20 protein-coding genes are annotated in these 24,489 nt (G+C 42.2%); 11 read left to right on the top strand and 9 right to left on the bottom strand.

The genetic code is table 11. The annotated features are described in order from the left end of the window. Positions 1 to 240 precede the first annotated feature (240 nt). Both treY and GNF10_RS00300 read left to right on the top strand, forming a co-directional pair. The gene (gene treY / locus GNF10_RS00305) at positions 241 to 3,039 is read left to right on the top strand and encodes a malto-oligosyltrehalose synthase (RefSeq protein WP_185584397.1); all 2,799 of its coding nucleotides are present in this window, start codon (positions 241 to 243) and stop codon (positions 3,037 to 3,039) included. 403 nt (positions 3,040 to 3,442) lie between these two features. Next, the gene (locus GNF10_RS00300) at positions 3,443 to 4,960 is read left to right on the top strand and encodes a trehalase family glycosidase (protein ID WP_185584399.1); all 1,518 of its coding nucleotides are present in this window, start codon (positions 3,443 to 3,445) and stop codon (positions 4,958 to 4,960) included. Positions 4,961 to 5,041: 81 nt separating this feature from the next. Here GNF10_RS00300 and GNF10_RS00295 read toward each other — a convergent pair whose 3' ends face one another. Both GNF10_RS00295 and GNF10_RS00290 read right to left on the bottom strand, forming a co-directional pair. Then, the gene (locus GNF10_RS00295; RefSeq protein ID WP_185584401.1) at positions 5,042 to 5,716 is read right to left on the bottom strand and encodes a PEP-CTERM sorting domain-containing protein; all 675 of its coding nucleotides are present in this window, start codon (positions 5,714 to 5,716) and stop codon (positions 5,042 to 5,044) included. A gap of 613 nt (positions 5,717 to 6,329) precedes the next feature. Beyond that, entirely contained in the window at positions 6,330 to 6,482 is a 153-nt protein-coding gene (locus GNF10_RS00290; protein WP_185587929.1) for a hypothetical protein, read from the bottom strand. Positions 6,483 to 6,930: 448 nt separating this feature from the next. Here GNF10_RS00290 and GNF10_RS00285 point away from each other — a divergent pair, with 448 nt between their 5' ends. The 6 genes from GNF10_RS00285 (at position 6,931) to GNF10_RS00260 (ending at position 12,520) form a co-directional block, all read left to right on the top strand. Then, positions 6,931 to 8,346 carry a nicotinate phosphoribosyltransferase gene (locus GNF10_RS00285; protein WP_185579951.1) on the top strand — a complete coding sequence of 472 codons (1,416 nt, stop codon included), beginning with the start codon at positions 6,931 to 6,933 and terminating at the stop codon, positions 8,344 to 8,346. A gap of 4 nt (positions 8,347 to 8,350) precedes the next feature. Continuing rightward, positions 8,351 to 8,950, top strand: coding sequence for a nicotinate-nucleotide adenylyltransferase (locus GNF10_RS00280; RefSeq protein WP_185579958.1), 600 nt, complete (start codon positions 8,351 to 8,353; stop codon positions 8,948 to 8,950). After that, complete coding sequence (locus GNF10_RS00275) at positions 8,911 to 9,657, top strand: NUDIX domain-containing protein (RefSeq protein WP_012411955.1); 747 nt, start codon at positions 8,911 to 8,913, stop codon at positions 9,655 to 9,657. Before GNF10_RS00280 ends, GNF10_RS00275 begins: the two co-directional genes overlap by 40 nt. Before the next feature lie 414 nt (positions 9,658 to 10,071). Beyond that, positions 10,072 to 11,790 (top strand): NAD+ synthase, encoded by a 1,719-nt coding sequence (locus GNF10_RS00270; RefSeq protein WP_185579948.1) that lies wholly within the window; start codon positions 10,072 to 10,074, stop codon positions 11,788 to 11,790. After that, positions 11,787 to 12,083: a transferase hexapeptide repeat containing protein gene (locus GNF10_RS00265; RefSeq protein ID WP_311774090.1), complete on the top strand. Its 297-nt coding sequence runs from the start codon at positions 11,787 to 11,789 to the stop codon at positions 12,081 to 12,083. Before GNF10_RS00270 ends, GNF10_RS00265 begins: the two co-directional genes overlap by 4 nt. Beyond that, the gene (locus GNF10_RS00260) at positions 12,080 to 12,520 is read left to right on the top strand and encodes a type II toxin-antitoxin system VapC family toxin (RefSeq protein ID WP_185579943.1); all 441 of its coding nucleotides are present in this window, start codon (positions 12,080 to 12,082) and stop codon (positions 12,518 to 12,520) included. The genes GNF10_RS00265 and GNF10_RS00260 overlap by 4 nt, the downstream gene beginning before the upstream one ends. A 37-nt stretch (positions 12,521 to 12,557) precedes the next feature. Here the strand turns inward: GNF10_RS00260 and GNF10_RS00255 are convergent, their stop codons facing one another. The 3 genes from GNF10_RS00255 to GNF10_RS00245 form a co-directional block, all read right to left on the bottom strand. Then, on the bottom strand, positions 12,558 to 12,767 hold the full coding sequence (locus GNF10_RS00255) for a hypothetical protein (RefSeq protein WP_185579940.1): 210 nt from the start codon (positions 12,765 to 12,767) through the stop codon (positions 12,558 to 12,560). Positions 12,768 to 12,882: 115 nt separating this feature from the next. Further along, the gene (locus GNF10_RS00250) at positions 12,883 to 15,894 is read right to left on the bottom strand and encodes a COR domain-containing protein (RefSeq protein WP_185579937.1); all 3,012 of its coding nucleotides are present in this window, start codon (positions 15,892 to 15,894) and stop codon (positions 12,883 to 12,885) included. A 457-nt stretch (positions 15,895 to 16,351) separates the two neighbouring features. After that, entirely contained in the window at positions 16,352 to 17,575 is a 1,224-nt protein-coding gene (locus GNF10_RS00245; protein WP_185579934.1) for a COR domain-containing protein, read from the bottom strand. Positions 17,576 to 17,822: 247 nt separating this feature from the next. On the opposite strand from GNF10_RS00245, the gene GNF10_RS00240 reads away from it, so the two are divergent. Beyond that, the gene (locus GNF10_RS00240) at positions 17,823 to 18,731 is read left to right on the top strand and encodes a peptidoglycan-binding domain-containing protein (RefSeq protein ID WP_185579931.1); all 909 of its coding nucleotides are present in this window, start codon (positions 17,823 to 17,825) and stop codon (positions 18,729 to 18,731) included. A 34-nt stretch (positions 18,732 to 18,765) separates the two neighbouring features. On the opposite strand, the gene hemJ is transcribed toward GNF10_RS00240, so the two are convergent. The 4 genes from hemJ to psbQ form a co-directional block, all read right to left on the bottom strand. Next, entirely contained in the window at positions 18,766 to 19,347 is a 582-nt protein-coding gene (gene hemJ / locus GNF10_RS00235) for a protoporphyrinogen oxidase HemJ (protein WP_114085322.1), read from the bottom strand. A gap of 246 nt (positions 19,348 to 19,593) precedes the next feature. Next, complete coding sequence (locus tag GNF10_RS00230; protein ID WP_185579928.1) at positions 19,594 to 20,445, bottom strand: alpha/beta fold hydrolase; 852 nt, start codon at positions 20,443 to 20,445, stop codon at positions 19,594 to 19,596. Positions 20,446 to 20,619: 174 nt separating this feature from the next. Then, on the bottom strand, positions 20,620 to 21,729 hold the full coding sequence (locus GNF10_RS00225) for an FAD-binding oxidoreductase (protein ID WP_185579926.1): 1,110 nt from the start codon (positions 21,727 to 21,729) through the stop codon (positions 20,620 to 20,622). Between the two features lie 133 nt (positions 21,730 to 21,862). Further along, entirely contained in the window at positions 21,863 to 22,318 is a 456-nt protein-coding gene (gene psbQ / locus GNF10_RS00220) for a photosystem II protein PsbQ (protein WP_185579923.1), read from the bottom strand. A gap of 364 nt (positions 22,319 to 22,682) precedes the next feature. On the opposite strand from psbQ, the gene GNF10_RS00215 reads away from it, so the two are divergent. Both GNF10_RS00215 and GNF10_RS00210 read left to right on the top strand, forming a co-directional pair. Further along, positions 22,683 to 23,117: a hypothetical protein gene (locus GNF10_RS00215; RefSeq protein ID WP_185579920.1), complete on the top strand. Its 435-nt coding sequence runs from the start codon at positions 22,683 to 22,685 to the stop codon at positions 23,115 to 23,117. A gap of 155 nt (positions 23,118 to 23,272) precedes the next feature. Further along, positions 23,273 to 24,448, top strand: a complete 1,176-nt coding sequence (locus GNF10_RS00210; protein ID WP_185579917.1) for an alpha/beta hydrolase — start codon at positions 23,273 to 23,275, stop codon at positions 24,446 to 24,448. Positions 24,449 to 24,489 lie beyond the last annotated feature (41 nt).

Here is a 24,489-nt window from a genome sequence, read left to right as displayed (position 1 = left end):
CTCAACGTTCAAGCAAAAAGGTTCAACGTCCGAGTAAAAAGGCTCAACGTTCAAGCAAAAAGGTTCAAATTCCCCCACCTGTCAATAAATTTCAGATAAGATCCCCCCGCCTGCGGCGACCCCCTTAAAAAGGGGGTAAAGATTAGAAGAAGCCCCCCTTTTTAAGGGGGGTTGGGGGGATCTTCCAGAGACAAACACGTTAACCGAACCATATCCCCCATCTTTTATTACAACAAACTCATGCGAATTCCTACCGCAACTTATCGAATTCAGTTTACACCCCAGTTTGGCTTTGACAACGCTAAAGCGATCGCAGCTTATCTAGCAGATTTGGGTATTTCTGATTTATATGCCTCCCCCATTTTCAAAGCCCGCTCCGGGAGTACCCACGGTTACGATATAGTCGATGCCACTCAACTTAACCCAGAACTGGGAACTAATGAATCCTTTGATGCCTTAGTTAGCGAAGTCCAATCCCTTGGTATGGGTTGGTTACAAGATATAGTGCCCAACCACATGGCCTATAGCAGCGAAAACGATTACTTGATGGATGTATTGGAACATGGCCCAGATTCTAGCTATACAGACTACTTCGACCTTTCTTGGAATGCTCCCTTTGGCGATCGCCAAGAGCGAATTCTTGCTCCTCTACTGGGAGATTTCTACGGTGCATCCCTAGAAAACGGACACATTCAACTACAATACGAGCAAAACGGTTTAACCGTAAACTATTACAGCTTAAAACTGCCGTTAAGATTAGAATCTTACACAAAATTTATCACCCATAATCTGGGCAAACTCACACGCACACTCGGACGCAATCACCCCGATTTTATTAAGCTATTGGGTATTTTGTATATTCTCAAAAGTGTGCCCTCAGAAGTTGCAGGAAAACAGCGACAAGACCAAATTGCATTTATTAAAGGATTAGTTTGGGAACTCTACACCACAAACGATGCCATCCGCGAGTTCATTGACGAAAATATCCAAACCTTCAACGGAGAACCAGGGAATTCAGAAAGCTTTAACTTGCTAGATGAATTACTAAATGACCAATTTTACCGTCTCGCCTTCTGGAAAGTTGGGGCGGAAGAAATGAACTACCGCCGTTTCTTCACTGTCAACGAACTGATTTCCGTTAAAGTTGAAGAAGTGCGAGTTTTTAATAATACTCATAGCCTAATTAACAAGCTAGTTGAAGAGGGCAAGTTTACAGGTTTACGCATCGATCATATTGATGGACTCTATAACCCAATCCAGTATCTACAAAGGCTCCGAGAAAAGACGGGAGATGTTTATATTACGGTCGAGAAGATTTTAGAACTCACAGAAGACCTGCCGGAAAACTGGGAAATTGAAGGTACATCAGGATATGACTTCCTTAACTATGTAAATGGCGTATTTTGTCAAACTGAAAATGAATCATCCTTCGATAAAATTTATCAAAACTTTATTGGTTCCAGAGTAGATTATTCATCGGTAGTGAAGGATAAAAAGCATCTGATATTAGAAAAGAATTTAGCGGGTGATATTGACAATTTGGCTCTTTTGTTAAAAAACATTTCCAGCAAATACCGCTATGGCAATGACTTTACACTGAATGGCTTGAAAAGAGCGATCGCAGAAGTTTTAACCCTGTTCCCGATTTACCGTACATATATTACACCAGATGGAATTGGGGATAGCGATCGCACTACCATTCAAGAAGTAATTCGCCAAGCCAAAGAACAAACGCCCCTATTGCAGCATGAACTGACCTTTATTGAAAAGTTAATGGTGCTAGATTTTGATAATTCTCTGACTCAAACAGAACGCGAACAGTGGATATATTTTGTCTTGCGGATGCAGCAATACAGTGGGCCACTAATGGCCAAAGGTGTAGAAGACACCACATTATATGTTTACAATCGCTTGCTGTCGCTAAATGAAGTCGGGGGAAATCCGGGTCATTTCGGTATCGATTTAGCCAAATTTCATGCCTTTAACAAACAGCACCAAGCAACTTGGCCTCACACAATGAACACCACAGCCACCCACGACACCAAACGCGGCGAAGATGTGAGGGCTAGATTGAATGTATTGTCAGAAATCCCTGATGAATGGGATCAGCAGGTAAATACCTGGAGTGCTATTAATCGAGGAAGTCGCAGTCATCGCCACGGGTTTGCTATGCCCGATCGCAACGATGAGTATTTTCTCTATCAAACCCTTGTAGGGGCGTTTCCCTTTGCGGAACAGGAACACGCATCCTTCGTGGAACGGGTGAAAGACTATATAATTAAGGCAATTAGAGAAGCGAAAGTGCATACAGCATGGTTGCGACCTGATAGCGAGTATGAAGAAGCCTGTACTTCCTTCATTGAAAAGGTACTAGACCCTTCCATCTCGAAAGAATTTCTAGAAGCCTTTCGTCCCTTTCAGCACCGAATTGCAGAGTATGGTATCTTCAATTCCCTTTCCCAAACTCTGCTGAAGATTACCGCACCCGGCGTACCCGATTTATACCAAGGAACAGAACTTTGGGAACTCAGCCTAGTCGATCCAGATAATCGCCGTCCCGTGGATTTTGAACAACGGCGTACTTACTTAAACGCCATCCGTGAGCAAGCCAAAACAGATATTCTCGGACTAATTCAGGAGTTGCTAAACGACAAAACCGACGGCAGAATCAAACTGTTTTTAACGGCTCAATTACTCAAAGCCAGAACAAACTATGTCTCATTATTCCAGGATGGCGACTATCTGCCCTTAGAAGTTCAGGGAACCTACGCCAATCACATTATCGCCTTTGCACGACGAGAAGGAAATCAAACAGCGATCGCGATCGCACCTCGCTTTTTAACCAGCCTCATCCAGCCAGGAAACAACCCCCTGGGCGAGTCAGTTTGGCAAGATACGCACCTGTTATTACCCCCTGGAACTCCTCTCACTTGGACAAACGTTCTCACTCAGCAACCTTTACAGGCTACAGAAACCCTATCTATCGGATCTGCCTTTGCCCATTTTCCAGTTGCTTTGTTAGCTAGTACTGCTGAGTGAATCTGTTTTACGCTTGACAGGCCCATAAAAAATCTAACTCCCTAACTCCCTTCCCGACAAGGGAAGCTAAGGTGTAGACACATTTTCTACAAAATGTAGATCCTCCTTAAAAAGGAGGACTTTGAAAGAAAGAGGTTTTTGTCCTAGATCCTCCTAAATCCTCCTTAAAAAGGAGGACTTTGAAAGAGGTTTTTGCCCCCCTTTTTAAGGGGGGTTGGGGGGATCAAAAGCTTGTGGGACAACTTTAAAAGACTTGTGTTTACACCGTAGGACACGGGAAGGGGGAAAATTCAAAGTCTCTCTGCTTCTAGGAGAGACGTTTTCCAGATACCGTAAAAACTCCGCGTCCCTCTGCGTTAAAAAAATTCCTCCAAAACTCCTCAACACCCCGCCAAATTAAATTATGACCACTCCCCCACAACTTAGTACCACGCAGATAAACAAAGTGCGCTTCCATATCAAAAAAACGTGGAAAACCTTAACGCGATCGCACGAACACTTATTACAATCCGCCAAAGATACCAAATTAGACCATAAAACCGATACTCCCTGGATCGTCTACATTTCCCCCTTAGAAGATTGTCCCACCATTCAGCGTGTGTTAGAGCGATCGCTATATCCCAAAGATATGCAACAGCTACAAATTCGCACTTTGCCGTCAGAAGTGGAAGCGATTAAAGAGCATGGCTTACTATACCTACCAGGGCCTTATGTCGTACCAGGTGGTCGATTTAACGAAATGTATGGCTGGGACAGCTACTTTATATTACTGGGACTTTTGCACGATGAAGAATGGGATCTAGCGCAAAGCCAGGTAGACCAATTATTGTACCAGGTAAAGCATTACGGCACTATCCTCAATGCCAACCGGACTTATATGCTCTCGCGATCGCAACCCCCTGTCCTCAGCATGATGGTTTTGGCACTATTCCAGCACACCCAGGATGAAGAGTGGTTGAGGACAACCGTACCGCTTTTAGAACAATTTTACTATTACTGGGTAGTACCGCCCCACTTGAATCCCGGAACCGGCTTATCCAGATTTTATGCCTTTGGCGAAGGCCCCGCGCCAGAAGTCGTGTTTTCCGAGCGAGATGAGGAAGGAAAAAGCCACTACGATCGCGTCAAAGAATATTACCAAACTTTTGAGATTGAAGATTACGACGTTAATCTTTACTACGATCGCGAAAATGATAAACTGACCCACCTATTTTACAAGGCCGATCGCACCATGCGCGAGTCCGGTTTTGATATCACCAACCGATTTGGCCCCTTCAGTGCTGATATCCTCCACTACGCTCCTGTGTGCCTCAACAGTTTGCTGTATCAAGTAGAACAAGATTTGGCGCAAATTAACGCTATTTTGGGGAACGAACAACTAGAAAAACAATGGCGCGATCGCGGCGAATATCGGCGTGATCGGATCGATCAATTTCTCTGGAATGAAGAACGAGGACTCTATTGCGACTATCACTTCCAGAGTGGAAAACGCCGCTGCTACGAATTTGCCACCACATTTTATCCCCTATGGCTGGGAATTGCTTCTCAAGCCCAAGCCCAGCGCGTCGTAGAAAATCTGTCTTTGTTTGAAGCCCCAGGCGGAATTCTTACCAGTACTCATGTCACCGGAAACCAGTGGGATGCACCTTTTGGTTGGGCACCACTGACATTAATTGCTGTGCAAGGACTTCACCGCTATGGGTTTCATACAGAAGGCGATCGGATTGCCAACAAATTTTTAGCAATGGTAATTAAAGAATTCGAGCGTCACAACACCCTCGTTGAAAAATATGATGTTGAACGCTGTTCTGCCAACGTCTCCGACGAAATCTCCTTTGGATATAGTTCTAATGAAGTTGGCTTCGGCTGGACAAACGGAGTTATTTTAGAACTCTTAGCAGCCCGTGGGAAAAAAGTTTAAAGAAAAAGGCGTGAGAAAAATCTCACGCCCCGTTCTGACTCACTTTTCAGAAACTAATAAAAGACAAAACAAAACTGATAATTAAGCATTGAATTGCTTTTGTTTCCACTTTTTACCATTATTGGCTTTTGACAAACTAGCAAGTCCAAAAACCAAACCTACTCCAAACAAAGTAGATGGTTCAGGAACTGATTGGCTGGGAGGGGTACTAACATAGCTGTCACTAGCACCCCTTGGAAGACTGCCCACATGGATACCTACCTGCAACGTACCAGCATTTATGGCTGCAAGAACAGCATTATAGTTACCAGTGAATGTAATACCTAAAGATTCTCTAGATTGAACTGCGTTGCCGTTACCACCTTTTGTATCTGCACCGAAGGTTGTACCATCCCATCCAGAAATATTGTTACTTTGCGACAAATTTTGACTACTTAATTCAAAGTCAACTGTACCGGAATTGCCTACATTTACCGCTATGTTAGACAAAATACCCGATACAGAACTATCAACGCTAAAAGCAACCTGTTTCAAAGCTTGCTCTGAAGATGCATTATTTAAAAATTTGAATAAAACTTTACCACTTCCATAGTCAGTTACATTAAATGAGAAATTGGGAGCAAAAGCATCACCAACAGTATCTCCACCTGTAATATTGTTAAAACCAAAAGTGGTAGCCGAAGCTGGTGCAGAGGTTGCAATAACAGTAGCTCCAATCCCAGTTAAAAACAGAGAAATAATGGTAGTAGCTTTCATGTCAAATAAATAACTTTGTGCCGGTGCGAACACTAAACTAATTCTTTTTTTTATAAAAAGGTAGATTTATTGACTAGTCTTTATCAAAATTTTATTGATTACTCTTGCTATATAAAGTAGCCATGACGAGTAAAAAATAACGATAGAATTCTTAGAAAATATACTGACAAATTAAAATCTCATTTCATCATTTCTTTAAAAAAAGAGTAACGCAGCAATCGTTGGCGGAAGACTTTCTTGATCATTTTTCTTGCAATTCAATAATTAGAGACGTTGTAATTGTAATTTTTCTACGTAATACTAATTATGTATGGAGATGCACGTTATAAAACCCCCTGTAGTTTGCCTTTAATCAGGAGAAACTACAAGGGGTTTTATATATTATTGCAACTTCACAAATAAACGTTATAAGGATTCAGCAAAGGTACGCAATCTCCTAACCAATATCTGTGCGTAATACGGAGGCAAAAAAGTTGATACAGCTTGAGATTTGCTAACTTTGTTTTAAACCCTCAATCTCAACTATTGCAGGTTACTAACTGGTGTTCTACATCCCTCGATAATTGCTTTTATCTGTATTCTAAATACTAAACTTTGACTCGTCGTATAGCACCTACCAAGTATCGGCTGTACCTTTATCATAAGGCTCACCTGTAAAAGGTTGTATGCCAATAACAGGATAAGCATCATCTGTAGGGCCAAAAATCCGCATCGCAGCTTCAGAGATATACTGAGTTATGTTCGCAATGATTTGGGAAATAGCCATAATATTTGACTTCTCTTTCGAGTTGCTTTAATTGTGCTACTTATACTTTAATCCTAATATTTTTAATCGGTTCCATTCTCAATATATTGAGAATATTTGCAATCTTTATTCAGATAACTTCGCAATACTTTAGCTTGTGAAAAAGCCAAAGGTTTCTCTTTTATTGTAATTGAAACTTATCTATTTCTTTAAATCCACTCTGGGAAAGAGGTTAGCAAACAAACTTGCCTTAGAAGGATATTATTATCTTTCATTAGCCACCCGTCAAATAAACATTATTGCTAGATTTTACTATTAAAAAATATTAAGTATTCTATAAAGCTAGTATAAACTTACCTGCAAACCTACTGTTACAGGGCAATGCCTGAAATATCCTTAATGGTAGTTGACATTATTTATGGTAAATATTACCATAAATAAAAGAAGCAGCTTGTAAGGAATCTCTTGCATGACAACTTTGCCAGATTTGGACTATGTATATAAACAGCAAAGCCAGCAGAACCAGGAACTAAACCTCTCGGCTGATGACTATAGCTTGCTGACCGATCTTTATCAATTGACGATGGCAGCTTGTTACACAGGCGAAGGTATAGAACAACGACGGGCCAGCTTTGAGTTGTCAGTCAGACGATTGCCAGAGGGTTTTGGTTATTTAATTGCAATGGGGCTAACGCAGGCATTAGAATATTTAGCCAAAATTCGCTTTAGTTCCGCGCAAATTGCGGCATTACAGGCAACGGGAATTTTTGCTCATGCAAACGATCGCTTTTGGTCACTTTTAGCCGAGGGAAAATTTACTGGTGATGTTTGGGCAGTACCAGAAGGGACGGCTGTATTTGCCAATCAACCATTGTTACGGGTGGAAGCACCACTTTGGCAAGCGCAACTAGTAGAAACTTACCTGCTGAATACGATTAATTACCAAACTTTAATTGCCACAAAAGCAGCAAGGTTGCGGGATATAGCGGGGGAATCAGCAACACTTTTAGAATTTGGCACAAGACGAGCATTTAGCCCGCAAGGGTCTTTGTGGGCGGCGCGGGCGGCTTTGGCGGGTGGGTTAGATTCCACCTCCAATGTGTTAGCAGCGCTACAACTGGGACAACAGCCAAGTGGTACGATGGCGCACGCCCTGGTGATGGCATTGTCAGCAATAGAAGGCACTGAAGAACAAGCCTTTAGTGCATTTCATCGATATTTTCCGGGTGCGCCCTTGTTGATTGATACTTACGATACCGTTGCTGCTGCCCAGCGCTTGGCCGAAAAGGTAAATTCTGGGGAAATGCAATTGACAGGAGTGAGATTGGACTCAGGAGATTTAGTTACCTTATCAAAACAGGTGCGATCGCTCCTTCCCGGTGTGCCAATTTTTGCCAGTGGCGACTTGGATGAGTGGGAAATTGCCAGATTAAAAGCTGCTGGGGCGCAAATTGATGGTTACGGACTGGGAACGCGACTAGTTACAGGTTCGCCTGTAAATGGAGTCTATAAACTTGTAGAAATTGATGGCATCCCAGTGATGAAGCAGTCAAGTGGTAAAGTTACTTATCCAGGGCGCAAGCAGATTTTTCGCTCGTATACAGGAGGTAAGGTAAAAGCAGATAGGTTGGGACTCTTAGGTGAAAGTCTTCTGGATGAAGAACCTTTGTTGCAATTGGTAGTGCAGGAGGGTCAACGGGTGCAACCGTTAGAGTCTTTGGCAATAATTCGTCAACGTACCGCCGCCTCAGTTGCTAGTTTGCCACAACAGACACGGCTTTTGGATCGTCCGGTGGCTGTAGAAGTGGAGATTTCTGAAGGGTTACGGGTGTTGACTGAAGAAACTAAGAAACGAACCGCCAAGGACGCAAAGGACGCAAAGTAAGATGATGAGAGTTGCTTTGTTTGGTACTAGTGCCGATCCGCCAACTGCGGGACATCAAAAAATTCTGAGTTGGTTGTCTGAGCGTTATGATTGGGTAGCGGTTTGGGCGGCGGATAATCCTTTTAAGTCTCATCAAACACCCTTAGAACATCGGGCGGCAATGTTGCGACTGTTGATTGCGGATATAGACGCGCCAAGGCATAATATTGCTTTGGAACAAGAATTAAGTAGCTTCAGAACGCTGGAAACAGTAGAAAAAGCCAAGCTTACTTGGGGTGAAGACGCTGAATTGACGTTGATTATTGGTTCAGATTTACTGAGTCAGCTACCACGTTGGTATCGCATTGAAGATTTGTTACAGCAAGTGCAACTGCTTATTGTACCGCGACCCGGATATGTAATAGATGAGTCTAGTTCAGAGGTAGTACAAAAGCTGGGAGGGAAAATTGCGATCGCTAGTCTGATCGGTCTAGATGTTTCCTCAACAGCGTACCGCGAACATGGAGATTCTCAAGCCCTCACAGCCCCTGTAGTTGCCTATATTAATCGAGAGCATTTGTACGAATGCCAGGACGTTCACAAAAAAAGATACCAACTCCGTTAAACCAACAACCTTTGGCCGATTTCAAGGTTGGTGTTGATAATGTAATTTTTTCTGTAGATACTGTACAAAATCGGCTGTTAGTTCTACTAGTAATGCGACAGCAAGAACCATTTCTAAATCATTGGAGTCTTCCCGGTACTTTAGTGCGTCCCGGAGAGTCTTTAGAAGATGCCGCCTATCGCATTATGGCGGAGAAAATTAAGGTCAACAATCTCTATTTAGAACAACTCTATACATTTGGCGGGCCGAATCGCGATCCACGGGAAGCAACTGATAGTTATGGTGTGCGTTATCTATCAGTTAGTTACTTTGCCCTAGTGCGATTTGAAGAAGCCGAATTGATTGCCGATCGCATGACTGGCATAGCTTGGTATCCAGTAAAACAAGTGCCGCAATTAGCTTTTGACCATAATGAAATTTTGGCTTATGGACACAGGCGATTGCGAAATAAATTAGAGTATAGCCCAGTTGCTTTTGAAGTCTTGCCAGAAATGTTCACCTTGAATGATTTATATCAGTTATACGCCACAGTTTTAGGTGATAACTTTTCCGATTATTCTAATTTCCGGGCGCGTCTACTCAAGTTAGGTTTTTTATGCGATACCGGAATTAAGGTATCACGGGGTGCTGGTCGTCCGGCTAGTTTGTATAAGTTTGACGCGGAAGCTTTTGCTCCCTTAAAAGATAAACCCTTGGTGTTTATTTAACCAATCACTTGAACGTAAGTTCGATGAACCTCTCCCTCCCAGCCTCCCTTTCCGAAACGGAAAGGGAGGAGCAACGAAAAATTAATTCAGCTTTTTGCTCGTCTCTTTGCGTCGGCTACGGTGTATACACAAGTCTAATTACCCCCCTTAATCCCCCCTTTCCAAGGGGGGAAACAAGAAAATCTAGTTCCCTCCCCTTGGAAAGGGAAGGGTTAGGGTGGGGTAATTCGAGAGCTGGTAGTATCGACAACTTGTGTAACTTGTGTAACTTGTGTGTACACCGTAGCTTCGTGTCGGAGAGGGGCTGGGGGAGAGGTCAAATAAGACTTGTCAAACTCACCTTACTTTGCATCCAAAGTCCTGAGTAACTTATTTTGACTCTTGACAAATGACCAATGACTAATAACAAATAATATGAAAATTGCGATCGCTCAAATTAATCCTACTATTGGTGATTTGCTTTTAAATGCCCAAAAAATCCTGGAGGCGGCACAACGCGCAGCATCTAGCGGTGCGCGTTTGTTGTTGACACCAGAACTTTCTTTATGTGGCTATCCACCACGAGATTTATTACTAAATCCTAGTTTTGTGGAAGCGATGGGCATCACTCTACAAAACTTGGCTCAAGATTTACCACCAAATTTAGCTGTGTTGGTAGGAACTGTTGAACCGAACCCCAATGCATATATTAGTGGCGGTAAAACCTTATTTAACAGCATGGCTTTGTTAGAGAATGGCAAAGTACAGCAAGTTTTTCACAAGCGACTTTTGCCTACTTATGATGTATTTGATGAACGTCGCTATTTTGAACCAGGTTTGCAAGCTAATTATTTTACTTTAGATAATATCGATATTGGCGTAACTATTTGCGAAGATTTATGGAACGATGAGGAATTTTGGGGCAAACGGAGTTACGCAGTAAATCCAATTGCTGACTTAGCAATTCTGGGTGTAGATTTGATTGTCAATTTGTCTGCTTCGCCCTACACTGTCGGCAAGCAACAGTTTCGAGAAACAATGCTCAGTCATAGTGCAGTGCGTTTTCAACAACCGATTATTTATGCTAATCAAGTTGGTGGAAATGACGATCTAATTTTTGATGGGTGTAGTTTTGCCTTAAATCGTCAAGGTGAAATTATGTCTCGCGCCCGTGGCTTTGACACCGATTTAATGGTAATTGAATTTGATGAGGTACAAAGCGATTTACTATTGGGTTCTGTAGCACCTGTCTATGAATCAGAAGATGAAGAAATTTGGCAAGCTTTGGTTTTAGGAGTGCGAGATTATGCTCGTAAGTGTCGCTTTTCTAAAGTAGTGTTGGGTTTAAGTGGCGGAATTGACTCGGCAATAGTAGCTGCGATCGCAACTGCTGCACTTGGTAAAGAAAATGTCCTCGGTGTTCTCATGCCTTCCCCTTACAGTTCCGAGCATTCCATTAGTGATGCTTTGGCATTAGCCGAAAATTTGGGGATTAAGACTAATCTTTTACCAATTGGTGAGTTAATGCAAGGCTTCGATCAAACTTTAGGTGATTTGTTTGCGGGTACGGAGTTTGGGCTGGCTGAGGAGAATATACAGTCCCGAATTCGGGGTAATTTATTAATGGCGATCGCTAATAAATTTGGCTATCTGCTTTTATCTACAGGTAACAAGTCAGAAATGGCTGTGGGTTACTGTACTCTTTACGGCGATATGAATGGCGGGTTAGCTGTGATTGCAGATGTTCCTAAAACCCGTGTGTATTCACTTTGCCATTGGTTAAATCGCGATCGCGAAATCATCCCGCAAAACGTCTTGACTAAAGCACCCAGCGCCGAACTCAAACCAGGCCAAGTGGATCAAGACTCTCTACCGCCTTACGAAATTTTGGACGATATTTTGCAACGCCTGGTTCACAACCACCAATCAGCAGTGCAAATTGTTGCAGCCGGTCACGATGCGGTGATTGTAGATAGAGTAATCCAAATGGTGGCGCGGGCTGAATTTAAACGGCGACAAGCACCGCCGGGATTGAAAATCACCGATCGCGCCTTTGGAACCGGTTGGCGAATGCCAATTGCTAGTAACTGGGTTGGTGTCAAAAAGGCTTACCAGGCTAAAACTACAGCTACACCTAACCTTAGTTTATTGTGATAGACAAGATGCTCATCCGCGTTGTCCAGGCGCGGATAAGTATTACCATTAAAACTAAAGTCTCAAAGAAAATTATGTTAGATGAAGCAAATCTTGAACAACGTTTAGCGACTCTTGAACAAACAGTTGCAGATATCAAACATCGAGTCATTGATGCGCCTACCTATAGTAATTGGCTGGAAAAGGTTATTGGCTCAATCTCTGATGAACCAGCATTTTTGGAAGCTTTAGAGTATGGTCGGTCATTACGCCACGCTGACATATTTACAGAAGAGACTGGCGAACAACTGTGAGATATCTACTGGACACTGACCATATCAGTTTTCTTCAAAGATGCTCAGGAACAGAGTTTTTAACATTAGCTGCTCATATTGCCCAGCATCAAGCTACAGATTTTGCTTTTTCTATTGTTAGTTTCCATGAGCAAGTAATTGGCGCTCATACCTTTATTACTCGTTCCCAAACACTTCGTGATGTAGTTCGGGGATATACTCTGCTAATGGAAATCATTCAGGGGTTTTCGGCAGCACCAATTTTACCATTCGATGCTGGAGCAGTAACGATATTTGAAGGGTTACGAGCGCAAAGGGTTCGCATAGCCACGATGGATTTAAGAATAGCTTCGATCGCACTTTCACGAAGCTTAGTATTATTGACTCGCAACACTAGCGACTTTAGCAAAGTTCCAAACTTGATGACACAGGATTGGACAGTGGAAACTCCAAAGTGAATTAAAGAGCCAAAGATTTACTTTCAACCTTCACTGTTTAACTTCTGAACTCAAATATTGCACCTTTGAACACGAGTTGTCGAGTTAAAAGGGCGATCGCTTGACCTTTAACTCTCAAAGTTGCACCTTTTATCCTCGAAGTTGCACCTTTAACCCTCGAAGTTGAGCCTTTTATCCTCAAAGTTGCACCTTTTATCCTCGAAGTTGCGCCTTTAACCCTCAAAGTTGCACCTTTAACCCTCATCATTCTGCTTCTGAACTTAAAGGTTGTATTTCAGAACAAAAATTATCGAGTCAAAAGGGCGTAGGTCTAGCCAGTCGGAGACATTGCTTAATCTCTAAACCCAAGCAATAGGTTATTTTTACTCATCTAAACGCTGTGCGATCGCATTCAGCAATTCCTCAAAGTCTGATTTGCTGTGAATATCAGGGGTGAGGGTGTTCATATCTTTTAGCAGGTTGGTTAGTTCTGCGATCGTGTTGCGAATCTCTGTATATTGGTCAATTTCTTCACGAAATCCCTGCAAATTAGCTGCACCAACTTCTCTCATACCTTCATTTAATGCTTTAATTTCGTCTTCCCAATGCTTAATATATTTAAGTCTAGCAACAGGTTTATAAATTTGGGCATCTGCTAACACAATCGGGAAAATTCGATCATAAAATTTACCATTTTTAGCAATTTGCACTAGCTCAAACATACAATTGGGAGACTTTAAATATTTGTCACTAATAACTGCGATCGCACATTTCCCGCGTCCAATCCGTTCCATGAAGGCTTTAATCAGTCCTTTGTAGCCCAAATCGCGTTTATCGCGGATAATTTTGATTCTTTTTGCCTGCAAATTCTCATCCAGCTGATTAACAAATTGCTCACTTTCTCCGCCCCAAGCATAAGAGATGAAAATTTCCTGACTATTGATAGTCAACGATTCATTTCTCTCTTGCTCCAGTTCGCTTTGCAACTGTGCAACTTGGGGATTAAATTCCGCATCTGCTTTAATGCCTTGAAACATGACATCATCAATTAACCTACGGACATCTACCATTTCATAGCTGTTTTCGCACTCAATTTGGTAACGGTGATCGTTCAAACGCTTATTGAGTTTGTCTAAAGAATAGGAATAAGGTGTGGGCAGATTTTTACAAGTTTCACAGTTACAAGGAACTAGGGTTTGATATTGCAAACGTTCGTAAGAGTTATGGATTTTTTCGAGTTCATGGGTGATGACAGCCATCAATTCTTTTTTGCGGTTTCCGGCTACACGGATTTTAATTTCCCGTTGATTGTAGTTTTCAATGACTTCAGCACGAGTTTGGTCTTTGTTGAGAACAACACCGTTTTTCCAAACGAGTTTTTGCTCTTCAATCCAAGGGTGCGTCTCGACAATAAAGCGGGTGAGGATGCCTTTGGGCATGAATGTATAGGTGTAGCGCAGGATAAGGTTGTGGCGATCGCTCCAGGTATAATCAGCTTTTTCAATAGATAGCAATTGCGGTGCAATATAAATGTTAGGGCGACTGGGAATTTCGTAGCAAAGCTTGAACTGCATCATTAATTGCAGGAGTTGATCTCGCATATCTGCATATTCGCCGCTTTTCCAAATATTTTTGAGGTCGTCTTTGGTAAAACAACCTAGATTTTGGTTCACAGTTTGGTTATCCAAAACTTTGTAAACGGCTGTTGTCGCCCATTCCGGTTTGAGGATAACGTAGTGTTTGAGTGTAGAATCGTCTTGAAAGTGGAGACAAACGCCGAGATCGTGCAGATAGCTACTCAAACGCAGCATATCTTTACGGTCATTTAAATTATTGATTCGGCAAAGGGTAAAGTATTCTTCAACGCTGATGTAATTTCGGGAATTGTTCTCTAGGGCGGCTCTGACTCTTACCCAGAGTTTTGGTAGAGGTGTACCAACATGGTCAAGATTGCTGATGTAAAGTTGAATAGTCTTTTTAATCTCTGCCAAACCGCGATTAGTATCTAAATTGGTTGCCAGAATTTCCTTCAGGTTGTCAAATTCTCCTCGTAACTGGCCCCCATCGACTTCGCACTGACGGTCTTGTTTTTCGTTTTTGATGATGATAACTGGGCTTTTGTCGCTTAAGAGTTCGACAACCTTCAGCCACCAGTAAAAATCGGTGTTTTCTTTGCGAGTGTCGGCAACTAAGGCGTATAGAGAACGCTTGCTAAGGAAAAACTGATGGGTTTGATGGTAGATTTCCTGACCGCCAAAATCCCAGATATTGACACGAAAATCTTTGCCATTGGGCTGTGTGAAATGCCACTGGATCACGTCAATGCCTTCCGTTGATTCCTCATCTGGCTGGAGTTCGTAGGTTTCATCTGCAATTTTCTTAGCTAAAGAGGTTTTCCCGGCTCCTCCTTCGCCAATAATTAAGAATTTTGCTTCGTAAAAGGGTTCTGTTTCGGCTGGGTCTTGCACCCGGAAATAGAAATCGAGAATTTCATTCACATCACCCGGATCTTTGTAGTAAGCCTTCGGCCCCAAAATCTCAGGTGGAATGGGGACTGGATTTCTACGAAGATCCAACTTTTTCAGGTTTGACAATTTCCTAATTTCCTGTGGCAGACTGCTCAGTTGATTATTGTTGAGGTCGAGGGTTTGCAGGTTGGTGAGTTCGCAAAATTCCCTTGGCAGACTACTCAGTTGATTACTGCTGAGGTCGAGGGTTTGCAGGTTGGTGAGTTGGACAAATTCCGGTGGCAGACTACTCAGTTGATTATTGTTGAGGTCGAGGGTTTGCAGGTTGGTGAGTTGGCCAAATTCTGGTGGCAGACTGCTCAGTTGATTATCCCAGAGTTGGAGGGTTTGCAGGTTGGTGAGTTGGCCAAATTTCGGTGGCAGACTGCTCAGTTGATTACTGCTGAGGTCGAGGGTTTGCAGGTTGGTGAGTTGGACAATTTCCGTTGGTAGACTGCTCAGTTGATTACTACTGAGGTCGAGGGTTTGCAGGTTGGTGAGTTGGACAATTTCCGGTGGCAGGCTGCTCAGTTGATTATCCCAGAGTTGGAGGGTTTGCAGGTTGGTGAGTTGGCCAAATTCCGGTGGCAAACTGCTCAGTTGATTACCCCAGAGTTGGATGGTTTGTATGTTGGTAAGTTGGACCATTTCCGGTGGTAGACTGCTCAGTTGATTACTGCTGAGGTTGAGGGTTTGCAGGTTGGTGAGTTGGACAATTTCCGGTGGCAGACTGCTCAGTTGATTTCTTTTGAGGTCGAGGATTTGCAGGTTGGTGAGTTGTCCAATTTCCTCTGGCAGCGTTGTTAAGCTTTTGCCAGAAAGGTCTAATTCTGTCACATTGTCTCTGACAGCTTGTTCAATAATTTGCAGCAGTTCTTCGTTAGTCATTTTGGGTTTTATAGAGGCGATGCCTGACGACGAGTTGCTGCTTGGACGCGCAGCAGAAAAATTGAGCTAATTAATAATGTACCCTGTATCAAGGATTGCATTGAGGCAATGTGCGATCATTGCAGACTCCTACGCGTCTATGCTCGATCTCAGATTTTGTCGTTATCGACATTTTTGTAACAAAGTTAAGTCGCGCTGACGAACATCCTGCCAAGAAATAAATTTCTTGGCTAAGAGCTTACTGTCCACTGAAGTGGACTGAAATTTTTGCTTTTACCATAATATAGCTATCTAAATCGCTTAAAATCTTCAGGACTTACGTTGGTATTGATTTATGCGATCCCTTGCACGCTCAATAACTTTACTTTGAGCATCCCTAATCAAGAAAAACCTTGCATCTAAGAGCAAAATACACCATTTTTCTACATTACCACAGCGAAAAAATCTTCTCTCTCTTTTACTGAGGGACTGCTACTGCTTTTTTGATCTTCTGACAGATATCCACCCAAGCTTCATCCTCTTGTGCTGAACTCAGGCTCTTTAAAGGTTGATTGGGAGGGTGCGCTGATTGATACTTGTTAATTTCTGTTTCTTGATAGTTGCTAGAACTCAACGGTATCCAAATAATCGTCAGTCCTTTGGCTTTAGCTGCATCCAATAATGGGGGTAACTCATTCTCATGAATAAAGTCTGATGCTAGAAAGTTATGGCTAACCAACAATACTGCTACTTTTGCTAGTGCTAAAGCATTTTCAATTTCTTTGCGCCACTGATCACCAGCTTTGATTTTAGTATCGTCCCACACAACCAGCTCTTTTTGGTTGCGAATTATTGGTTTGAGGCAGTCCTGGAGTTTGGAAAGCCACTCCTCATCTTTATGACTATAGCTAATGAAAACTTGATTTCTGGTTACTGTTTTAAATGATTCATCTGGCTTGCGCTCCAGTTCGCTTTCCAACGCTGTAACTTCAGGGTTGTTTTCCCCATCTGCTTTAACAGGTTGTAACATGACATCATCATCGATTAAGCTGCGGACATCTACCCTTTTATAGCTTTCATAGCACTCAATGTAATAGTGGCTAGCATTCAAGCGTTTTTTGAGTAAGTCCAGAGAATAGAAATGAGGTTTCGGCAGGTTTTTGCAAGTCTCACAGTTACAGGGAACTCGGGCTTCATATTGCAAACCTTCCTGAGAGCTATTGATTTTTTCGAGTTCATGGGTGACAACAGCCATCAATTCTTTTTTGCGGTTTCCAGCTACACGGATTTTAATTTCCCGTTGATTGTAGTTTTCAATGACTTCTGCACGAGTTTGGTCTTTATTAAGAACAACACCACTTTTCCAAACGAGTTTTTGCTGTTCAATCCAAGGGTGCATCTCGACAATAAAGCGGGTGAACATACCTTTGGGTATCATGGATTGATAGGTATAGCACAAGATGAGGTTCTTAGAATTGTCCCAAGTATATTTAGCTTTTTCAATGGGAAGAAATTGAGGCGCAATATAAGTATCAGGACAACCGGGAATTTTGTAGCAAAGCTTGAACCGCATCATTAATTGAAGTAATTCATCGCGCATTTGGGCATATTCGTCGTCTTGCCAAATATCTTTGAGATCGTCTTTGGTAAAACAACCTAGATTTTGGTTAACAGTAATTTGCAGCAGTTCTTCGTTAGTCATTTCGGGTTTGACAGAGGTGATGCCTGACGACGAGTTGCTGCTTGGACGCGCAGCAAAGAAATTGAGCTAATTAATAATGTACCCTGTATGAAGTATTGCATTGAAGCAATGTGCGTTAGCGTAGCTTGTCGTAAACATCGCAGGCTCCAGCTGACATCATATTTAACCTTAGAGTATAGTTTCAGACAACATCAATTTTTAAAATGATGTTTATACTTAGAAGTAAGTAAATTAAAGCAGGTGCATAATGAAACTACAAGATTTCTTGGGAAAAGATGAGAAATGGTCATTTGATGCGATCGCTGAGGATGCAGACTTGGCTCGTCAGATTCAGATAGTATTAATCGGCTTAGTTTTGCTGGAACCTCCAGCCGATGGCAAATTTGGCCCTGTTTCTGTGATAGCTCTCAAAAAATTTCAAGAATTAACAAAGGTTGAAGAGAGTGGCTTTTTAGGAGCAGTCACAGCCAAAAAACTGATTGAAACCAAAATAGATGATCTTCCTAAACCCCCCTTAAAACTAGGCAATGACATCGCTAGTAAGATTGTGAAATATATGCTAGCCAAAGGTTATCAGGTATTTACCAATCCCAAAGAATACAACATTGTTTATGTAGAGGGCATAGATGCAGACTGGACTCTTAACAGTGATACACCCAATGAATTTAACGATCGCCGGATTGTGATTGAAGTAGTAAATGGTGTTCCCAAAATTGTAGACCACTGGGAAGCAACTACAGAACCAGGAAAGTATTACACTTATAATCCGATGAATTCCAAAGGAGCCGCTAGGATTCAGTTTGGACAATACAAAGCTTGGGCTGTTGGCACTCACGGCACAGCAGAACCTCACGAAGCTTTAGTGCAAGTTGGAGATATAACTGTTTGTAGAGATTTCAATAAAGATTTTAAACGGACTGGCGATAAACTTGATACAGGTGATAATTTTTACGTTAATCAACACTACGGTTTTGATTTTCCCCGGAATGATATTCGCCTTGCTAGTGCAGGTTGTTTAGTGGGACGTACCCGTGAGGGGCATAGAGAGTTTATGGCGATTGTTAAACAAGACCGCCGTTATGTCGCTAATCGCAAATATAGTTTTTACACTACCGTGATTCCTGGCGATGATTTACTGAAAACGTTTCCAGGATAAGGCAGGATAGCACAGATATGCTACCCCAATTTTTCTAACTTTGTTCTTGTGGTTGCCCTATCTGTGCTGTCAGCTTCTCTTTATCTTGTCTGCGTTTTTTGGCGTAAAGTTGAATAGTGACTGCCATCAAGATAATCATGGCAAAAATAGCCCAGGCAGCGATATCTGTAGGGAGATTATTCTTAAAGACAGCCAGCAGAACGATCGCTACTAACATAACTGTAGGTGCTTCATTTAAAGCACGTAATTGCTGACCACTCCAGCCACATTCACCTACTGCTAATTTCTTCATCAGCCGAGCGCAGTAATGATGATAACCAATTAAAATAGCCACAAACAGCAGTTTTATATGTAACCAGCCCTCTTTTAAAACGTCTGGTTCAGTGGTTACTAAACCGATGGCCATTGCGATCGTCACGTACATTCCTGGATTCGTGATGATATAGTAGAGACGCTTTTCCATAATTTGATATTGATTTTTCAATATCGTTTGCGCTGGCTCAGGTTCAAGGTTCGCTTCAACGTGATAGATAAAAAGGCGTACTAAGTAGAACAATCCGGCAAACCAAACTACAAATCCGACAATATGAAATGCTTTAAACCAAGAATAAGCCATGAATCATAATCTCCTTTACTTGTAATGGTAATAAAAAGTAGTCAGGAGCCAGAATTCTGAATTCAGAATATTCCACCCATTAAAGGATGAGTTTTCACAAGAAATAACATTTGAATACTGCCACTTAATCTTCCATTTAGTGGACTACAGTGATGATTTTGCACCCTTTACTAATTGATTCTGACTCCTGAATTCTGAATTTTGACATTCATTTTTATAATATCGATTTTTGCCAAAGGTATATTGTCAATGAGCATCTTTACGACGCACAAAGGGTAAAAGGTCTTCTAAAATCGTCTCGTGGTAATGTTCTTGAGGATAATGTCCAACGTTATTAAGTTTTATTAATTCGCTATTTGGTGCTAAATCTGTAAATTTTTGGGCAACGTCTACAGATAACCAAGGGTCAATCATTCCCCATTGAATCAGAATTGGCTGTTGCCATTCTTTAAAACCAGATTCAATTTCGGTCATTGCTGAATCAAGCTGTAAATTGCGAATACTTGATAACAGACTCCGCCCAGATGAAGAACTTTTCAAAAATGGTTTTCGATAAATATCTAATTCCTTATCTCCTATGCGATAACGGCTACCAGCTTCTAGGGTTCGGTCAACTAATAAGGGGTCTTGAGTCATTACTTCACCTACCAAAGGTAAACCCATTTGTTTAATTTTCCAGGGTAATTTGGCAGCAGTTGATATTGGTGTATTTAAAATAGCTAAGTTGGCAATTTGTTCAGGATGACGCAAAGCATATTGCAATCCTACAGAACCTAAAAAGCCTTGGACAACTAAAGAAAAATGTTCAAGTTCTAAAGCTCTGACAAATCCTTCTAAAGCTGTGATAAAAGCATCGGGAGTATAAGCAAAATCTCGTTTTTCTGGTTTTGCAGAAAAGCCGTAACCAATCCAATCTGGTGCGATCGCTCTTGTACCTTGATTCGCTAGAGCCGGTATAATATTACGCCAACTGTAACTTTGTGAAACCAAGCCGTGTAACAACAACACAGGCGCTAAGTCAGTTCTGCCGATTGGTAAAGATTCTCGATAAAACCATTCCAGTGAATCTACATTGATTTTATGTTCTGTTATTGACACGTTATTTTCCTATATTGGGCATCCCTTCGGCTTACTTCGACTACGCTCAGTACAAGTCGCTCAGGGCAAGTGGGAATTGGGAATGGGGCATTGGGCATTGGGCATTGGGCATTAGTTATTCTTTCTTTCCCTACTCCCCTTGCTTCCCCTGCCTCCCTTGCTCCCCCTGCTCCCTCATCTCCCCACTTCCTGAGAAATAATCATCTCACGAATTGCATAAGCTGTAGCGGGTGCTAGTAAAACGCCGTTGCGATAGTGTCCGGTAGCTAAGAGGATGTTACTAAACCCTGGCAACTTACCAATAACTGGGGCTGGACGACCTTCAGGACGGGGACGTAAGCCTGACCAAGTGCGGATAATTTTTGCTGTGGCTAATTCTGGGCAAAATGCGATCGCTTGTTCTCTAACAGATTCCAGTAATTCCTGATTTGGCGGTATCTCATTTCCATCGCTGGGAAATTCTACTGTCGCGCCTACCCAATAATCTCCGCCGCCTATGGGAACAATATGCACATCATTACCCGTTATCGCTGGCTGGAAGTCGGGATTGCCTAATGGATGCCCTACGTGCATTTGCAACGCTTGTCCCAGTACAGGGCGGATGTCAATTATCTGATTTAATTTTGCCGTCAGTGGTGTTGAACCTAGCCCTGCTGCGACTACAAACCAATCTGCGGCTATTTTTCCTTCTGTAGTCTCAAGGCGATCGCAAATTTGCGGGGAAGACTCAGGTGATGAGGTTTGGGCATCCAAAACAGTCACACCAAATTTGAAAGTTACACCGTTTTGCTCGGCAGCCTCAACTAAAGCTAACGTGAGAGCAGTTGGATCGAGTTGACGATCTTGGGGAGAATAGACAGCGCCAGTAATTTTTTCACAATCCACTTGAGGACAGATATTCTGGAGTTTAGCCGTGTCCCATATTTCTAAATGCCAGCCTTGAGAGTGGCGAATTTCTACAAGTTTTTCCCATGCTGCCAAATTCTCCTCTTCCAAACCAAGACTGAGAATTCCCTGGCGATTAAAAGGGATTTTGCGACCAGTTAAAGCTTCTAGTTCTGGAATCAAAGTTTCATAGCGCTGGATGCTAGTTTGTCGCATCTGCCAAGCTTTACCTTTGATTTTTTGGCTGATTACGCCCATCAAAACGCCAAGTGCAGCGCCCGTAGAAGCTTGCGCTGGTGGTTGGCGATCGCAAACTGTGATTTTCAGCCCTTTTACTAGACTCAGTTCATAAGCGATCGCAGCCCCAACTACACCACAACCGATAATAACTACATTCATGACTTGTGCTTGAAGTGAGAAGTTAGGAGTTAGGAGTTAAAAATTTAAAATTCCTAACTCCTATACAGATACGATTAATCGCATCTCTAACTCCTAACTCTTGTACAGACGCAATTAATCGCGTCTCTAACTTTTAACCTTCTTCTTTTTTAGGAAGCAGATCGAGGAATTTGTCAATGTCTGTGAAAGCAGCCTGGGATTGATTCAAGGCAACTAGAGGATTGCTAGCACTAGTAGCTTTATCAAGCTTAACTAAGTCGTTAAACAAATCTCGTGTTATCTGACGTGCTGCGGCTTGGTCTTTGGGTAGCAGGTTGGGAGTAACATAAGTCAAGTTCAGCCTTGCTTCTGTTATGGGCCCATGTATAAAGTTACGCACATTGATCCAATCACCTTTTTGGATCAGGGTTTTCAACTCATCTGAGCGATCGCGCACAGCCTGAATTTCAGGAACATAAGCCTGAATTCTTTCAAGTTGAGTCGCTGTGTAAGTTGGAGGTGTTACTGAAGCACTAGGGCCGCCACAACTCATGAGGAATGTGGCTAATAATACTAAAACAAATGAAAAAATCGAGCGTTGACGCGCCATGACAATGAACTTAATTGCTTTTTGTTTACCGATTCACAGTGTCATTTTAGATCGTCGCTAGTGCAATTTATCGTTCTTGTCTGCCAAGGATCTTGCAGAAAATCTTGATATTTTTTATAAAGGGCAGAGTTTCATCTGCTTTTGAGAAGTTTTTAAGTACAATTACTTAATAGGTGTTAGACAGTCCCAACAAGAAGCTATTTTTCACATCTACTTAGTTACCAGCATTGTTAGGGAAGTCTGATTTAGAGTTGCTAAATCTCAAAGGTCTTGATAAGCTGAAACACCAATAATATAAGCCTTCTGGCGGTTTTCTATCTTCAGATCCCCGAAGATGCCGACGCAATTATAGGAGTGTTTTTTAGTGAATGCAGCTGAACAGGCAACGAACCTTGAACTCGCTAGCAACATTGCTACGGTGGTTAACTTGTTCAAATTCGAGTTTCCTGATGCCAAATCCGATCTCAAACCCTGGAAAAATGACCCGGAAACCAGGGAGTTAGTTGATCCAGATTCTATAGATATTGGCTTTCACTTTCCTGGTATCAGCAAATCTTGGCGAAGTCGCAGTATTTTAATTCAAATCCGATTTTATCAAGATCCCATAAATAATTCCCGCCGTGCGATCGGTGTGGAGGTAGCTGGATTCGATCATCGCGGTGAAGCGTGGCGACTTTCTACGGTAGAAAACTGGAGTGTTGTCGGCGCATCTTCGCCTTCTGGTGAAATTGAAGATAAGCTCAAACAGATTTGCCGACAGATTTTAGAAGTTTTTAATAAACCAAGTGATAATTACTAATTCGTAATTCGTAATTCGTAATTCGTAATTCGTAATTAAATAGGTACAAGCCCCTTGATTCATCAATGGAAATATAACAACGGGTAGTATCATTATTTCAAGCTCCTAACTTCAGGTATGGAGTAAAAATTACGAATTATAAATTACGAATTATTGTGACTACCGTAATATTTGTACATGGCACTGGCATTAGGGAAAGAGAATACAACGAAACTTTTCAGATAATTGAGCAAAAGATTCACGCTCAACGTCCTGATATCAAAGTTTCTCCCTGCCTTTGGGGTGTATTAGGTGCAAAATTCAATGATAATCGGGCATCAGTACCCTTGGAGAATTCGACACTAGCTTTATCTGAGTCAGAAGAAGACGCAGATATTGTATTGTGGGGGCAATTATACCGCGATCCTCTGTATGAGTTGCGGCTGTTGTCCTTGAAACCGATTGAGTCAGGAAATCCCTTTGGGGAAGAACCAGGGGATGTTTTACAATCTCGTGTAGCGAGTCTCACTCCGACATTGGAACTGGAAGCTAAATTGCAAGAAGCGGGAATTGCAGAGGTATTTGAGCCAGCACGAGAGGCGGTTATCCACAGTGAACCTTATGAACGGGCGTTGCTCACAGTTTCCGAATCTGATTTGAGTGAATATTATGCACCAATAGCTAGAGCAGTTGTGGCTCAAGCAATGTTTATTAGCGAACAGCAAGAAAAATTTCCCCCCATACTCACCGATGCCCAATTGCGGGATGATGTTGTGGAATTGCTGACTCTGGCTTTAGGAGAGGCGGAGTTAGGATTGGGTAGCTGGTTATTAAAGCCATTTGTTGAACTAGCGCAGCACGGCGGAACAAATTATATAAGAGGAAACCGCCTTGAGTTAACTGATAAAATTTCGCCTATGCCTGGTGATATTTTGTTGTATCAGACGCGGGGTGAAAAAATCAGGGCATTTATCCAGCAACAAATTGCCCAAGCAGAACCGCCAGTAGTTTTAATCGCCCATAGTTTGGGAGGTATCGCTTGTGTAGATTTGCTAGTGCAGCAACAGTTGTCTCAGGTGGAATTATTGGTAACAGTTGGTTCCCAAGCACCATTTTTATATGAGATTAACGCCCTCTACAGCTTAGAATATGGGCAGTTATTACCAGAGCATTTCCCGCAATGGTTGAATATCTACGATTTACGCGATTTTCTCAGTTATGTGGGTAATAGAATTTTCCCTGAGCGAGTGCAGGATGTACCAGTGGATAGCAGACAACCATTTCCCCGTTCCCACGGTGCTTATTGGACAAATGCCAAAACCTGGGAGGCGATTATTTCGAGGTTGCCATAATGGTTTACTTTTTACGGTATCTAGAAAAACCCTCTCCAAAC

The sequence above is a fragment of the Nostoc sp. UCD121 genome (genome assembly GCF_014222285.1).
Lineage (GTDB): Bacteria > Cyanobacteriota > Cyanobacteriia > Cyanobacteriales > Nostocaceae > Nostoc.
This window is presented reverse-complemented; position numbering and strand designations above follow the sequence as displayed.

Excerpts from the sequence above, each read along its gene's own strand:
- treY (WP_185584397.1), top strand. The coding sequence starts at position 241 with ATGCGAATTCCTACCGCAACTTATCGAATTCAGTTTACACCCCAGTTT.
- GNF10_RS00300 (WP_185584399.1), top strand. The coding sequence starts at position 3,443 with ATGACCACTCCCCCACAACTTAGTACCACGCAGATAAACAAAGTGCGC.
- GNF10_RS00295 (WP_185584401.1), bottom strand. The coding sequence starts at position 5,716 with ATGAAAGCTACTACCATTATTTCTCTGTTTTTAACTGGGATTGGAGCT.
- GNF10_RS00290 (WP_185587929.1), bottom strand. The coding sequence starts at position 6,482 with ATGGCTATTTCCCAAATCATTGCGAACATAACTCAGTATATCTCTGAA.
- GNF10_RS00285 (WP_185579951.1), top strand. The coding sequence starts at position 6,931 with ATGACAACTTTGCCAGATTTGGACTATGTATATAAACAGCAAAGCCAG.
- GNF10_RS00280 (WP_185579958.1), top strand. The coding sequence starts at position 8,351 with ATGAGAGTTGCTTTGTTTGGTACTAGTGCCGATCCGCCAACTGCGGGA.
- GNF10_RS00275 (WP_012411955.1), top strand. The coding sequence starts at position 8,911 with ATGCCAGGACGTTCACAAAAAAAGATACCAACTCCGTTAAACCAACAA.
- GNF10_RS00270 (WP_185579948.1), top strand. The coding sequence starts at position 10,072 with ATGAAAATTGCGATCGCTCAAATTAATCCTACTATTGGTGATTTGCTT.
- GNF10_RS00255 (WP_185579940.1), bottom strand. The coding sequence starts at position 12,767 with ATGATGAGGGTTAAAGGTGCAACTTTGAGGGTTAAAGGCGCAACTTCG.
- GNF10_RS00250 (WP_185579937.1), bottom strand. The coding sequence starts at position 15,894 with ATGACTAACGAAGAACTGCTGCAAATTATTGAACAAGCTGTCAGAGAC.
- GNF10_RS00245 (WP_185579934.1), bottom strand. The coding sequence starts at position 17,575 with ATGACTAACGAAGAACTGCTGCAAATTACTGTTAACCAAAATCTAGGT.
- GNF10_RS00240 (WP_185579931.1), top strand. The coding sequence starts at position 17,823 with ATGAAACTACAAGATTTCTTGGGAAAAGATGAGAAATGGTCATTTGAT.
- hemJ (WP_114085322.1), bottom strand. The coding sequence starts at position 19,347 with ATGGCTTATTCTTGGTTTAAAGCATTTCATATTGTCGGATTTGTAGTT.
- GNF10_RS00225 (WP_185579926.1), bottom strand. The coding sequence starts at position 21,729 with ATGAATGTAGTTATTATCGGTTGTGGTGTAGTTGGGGCTGCGATCGCT.
- psbQ (WP_185579923.1), bottom strand. The coding sequence starts at position 22,318 with ATGGCGCGTCAACGCTCGATTTTTTCATTTGTTTTAGTATTATTAGCC.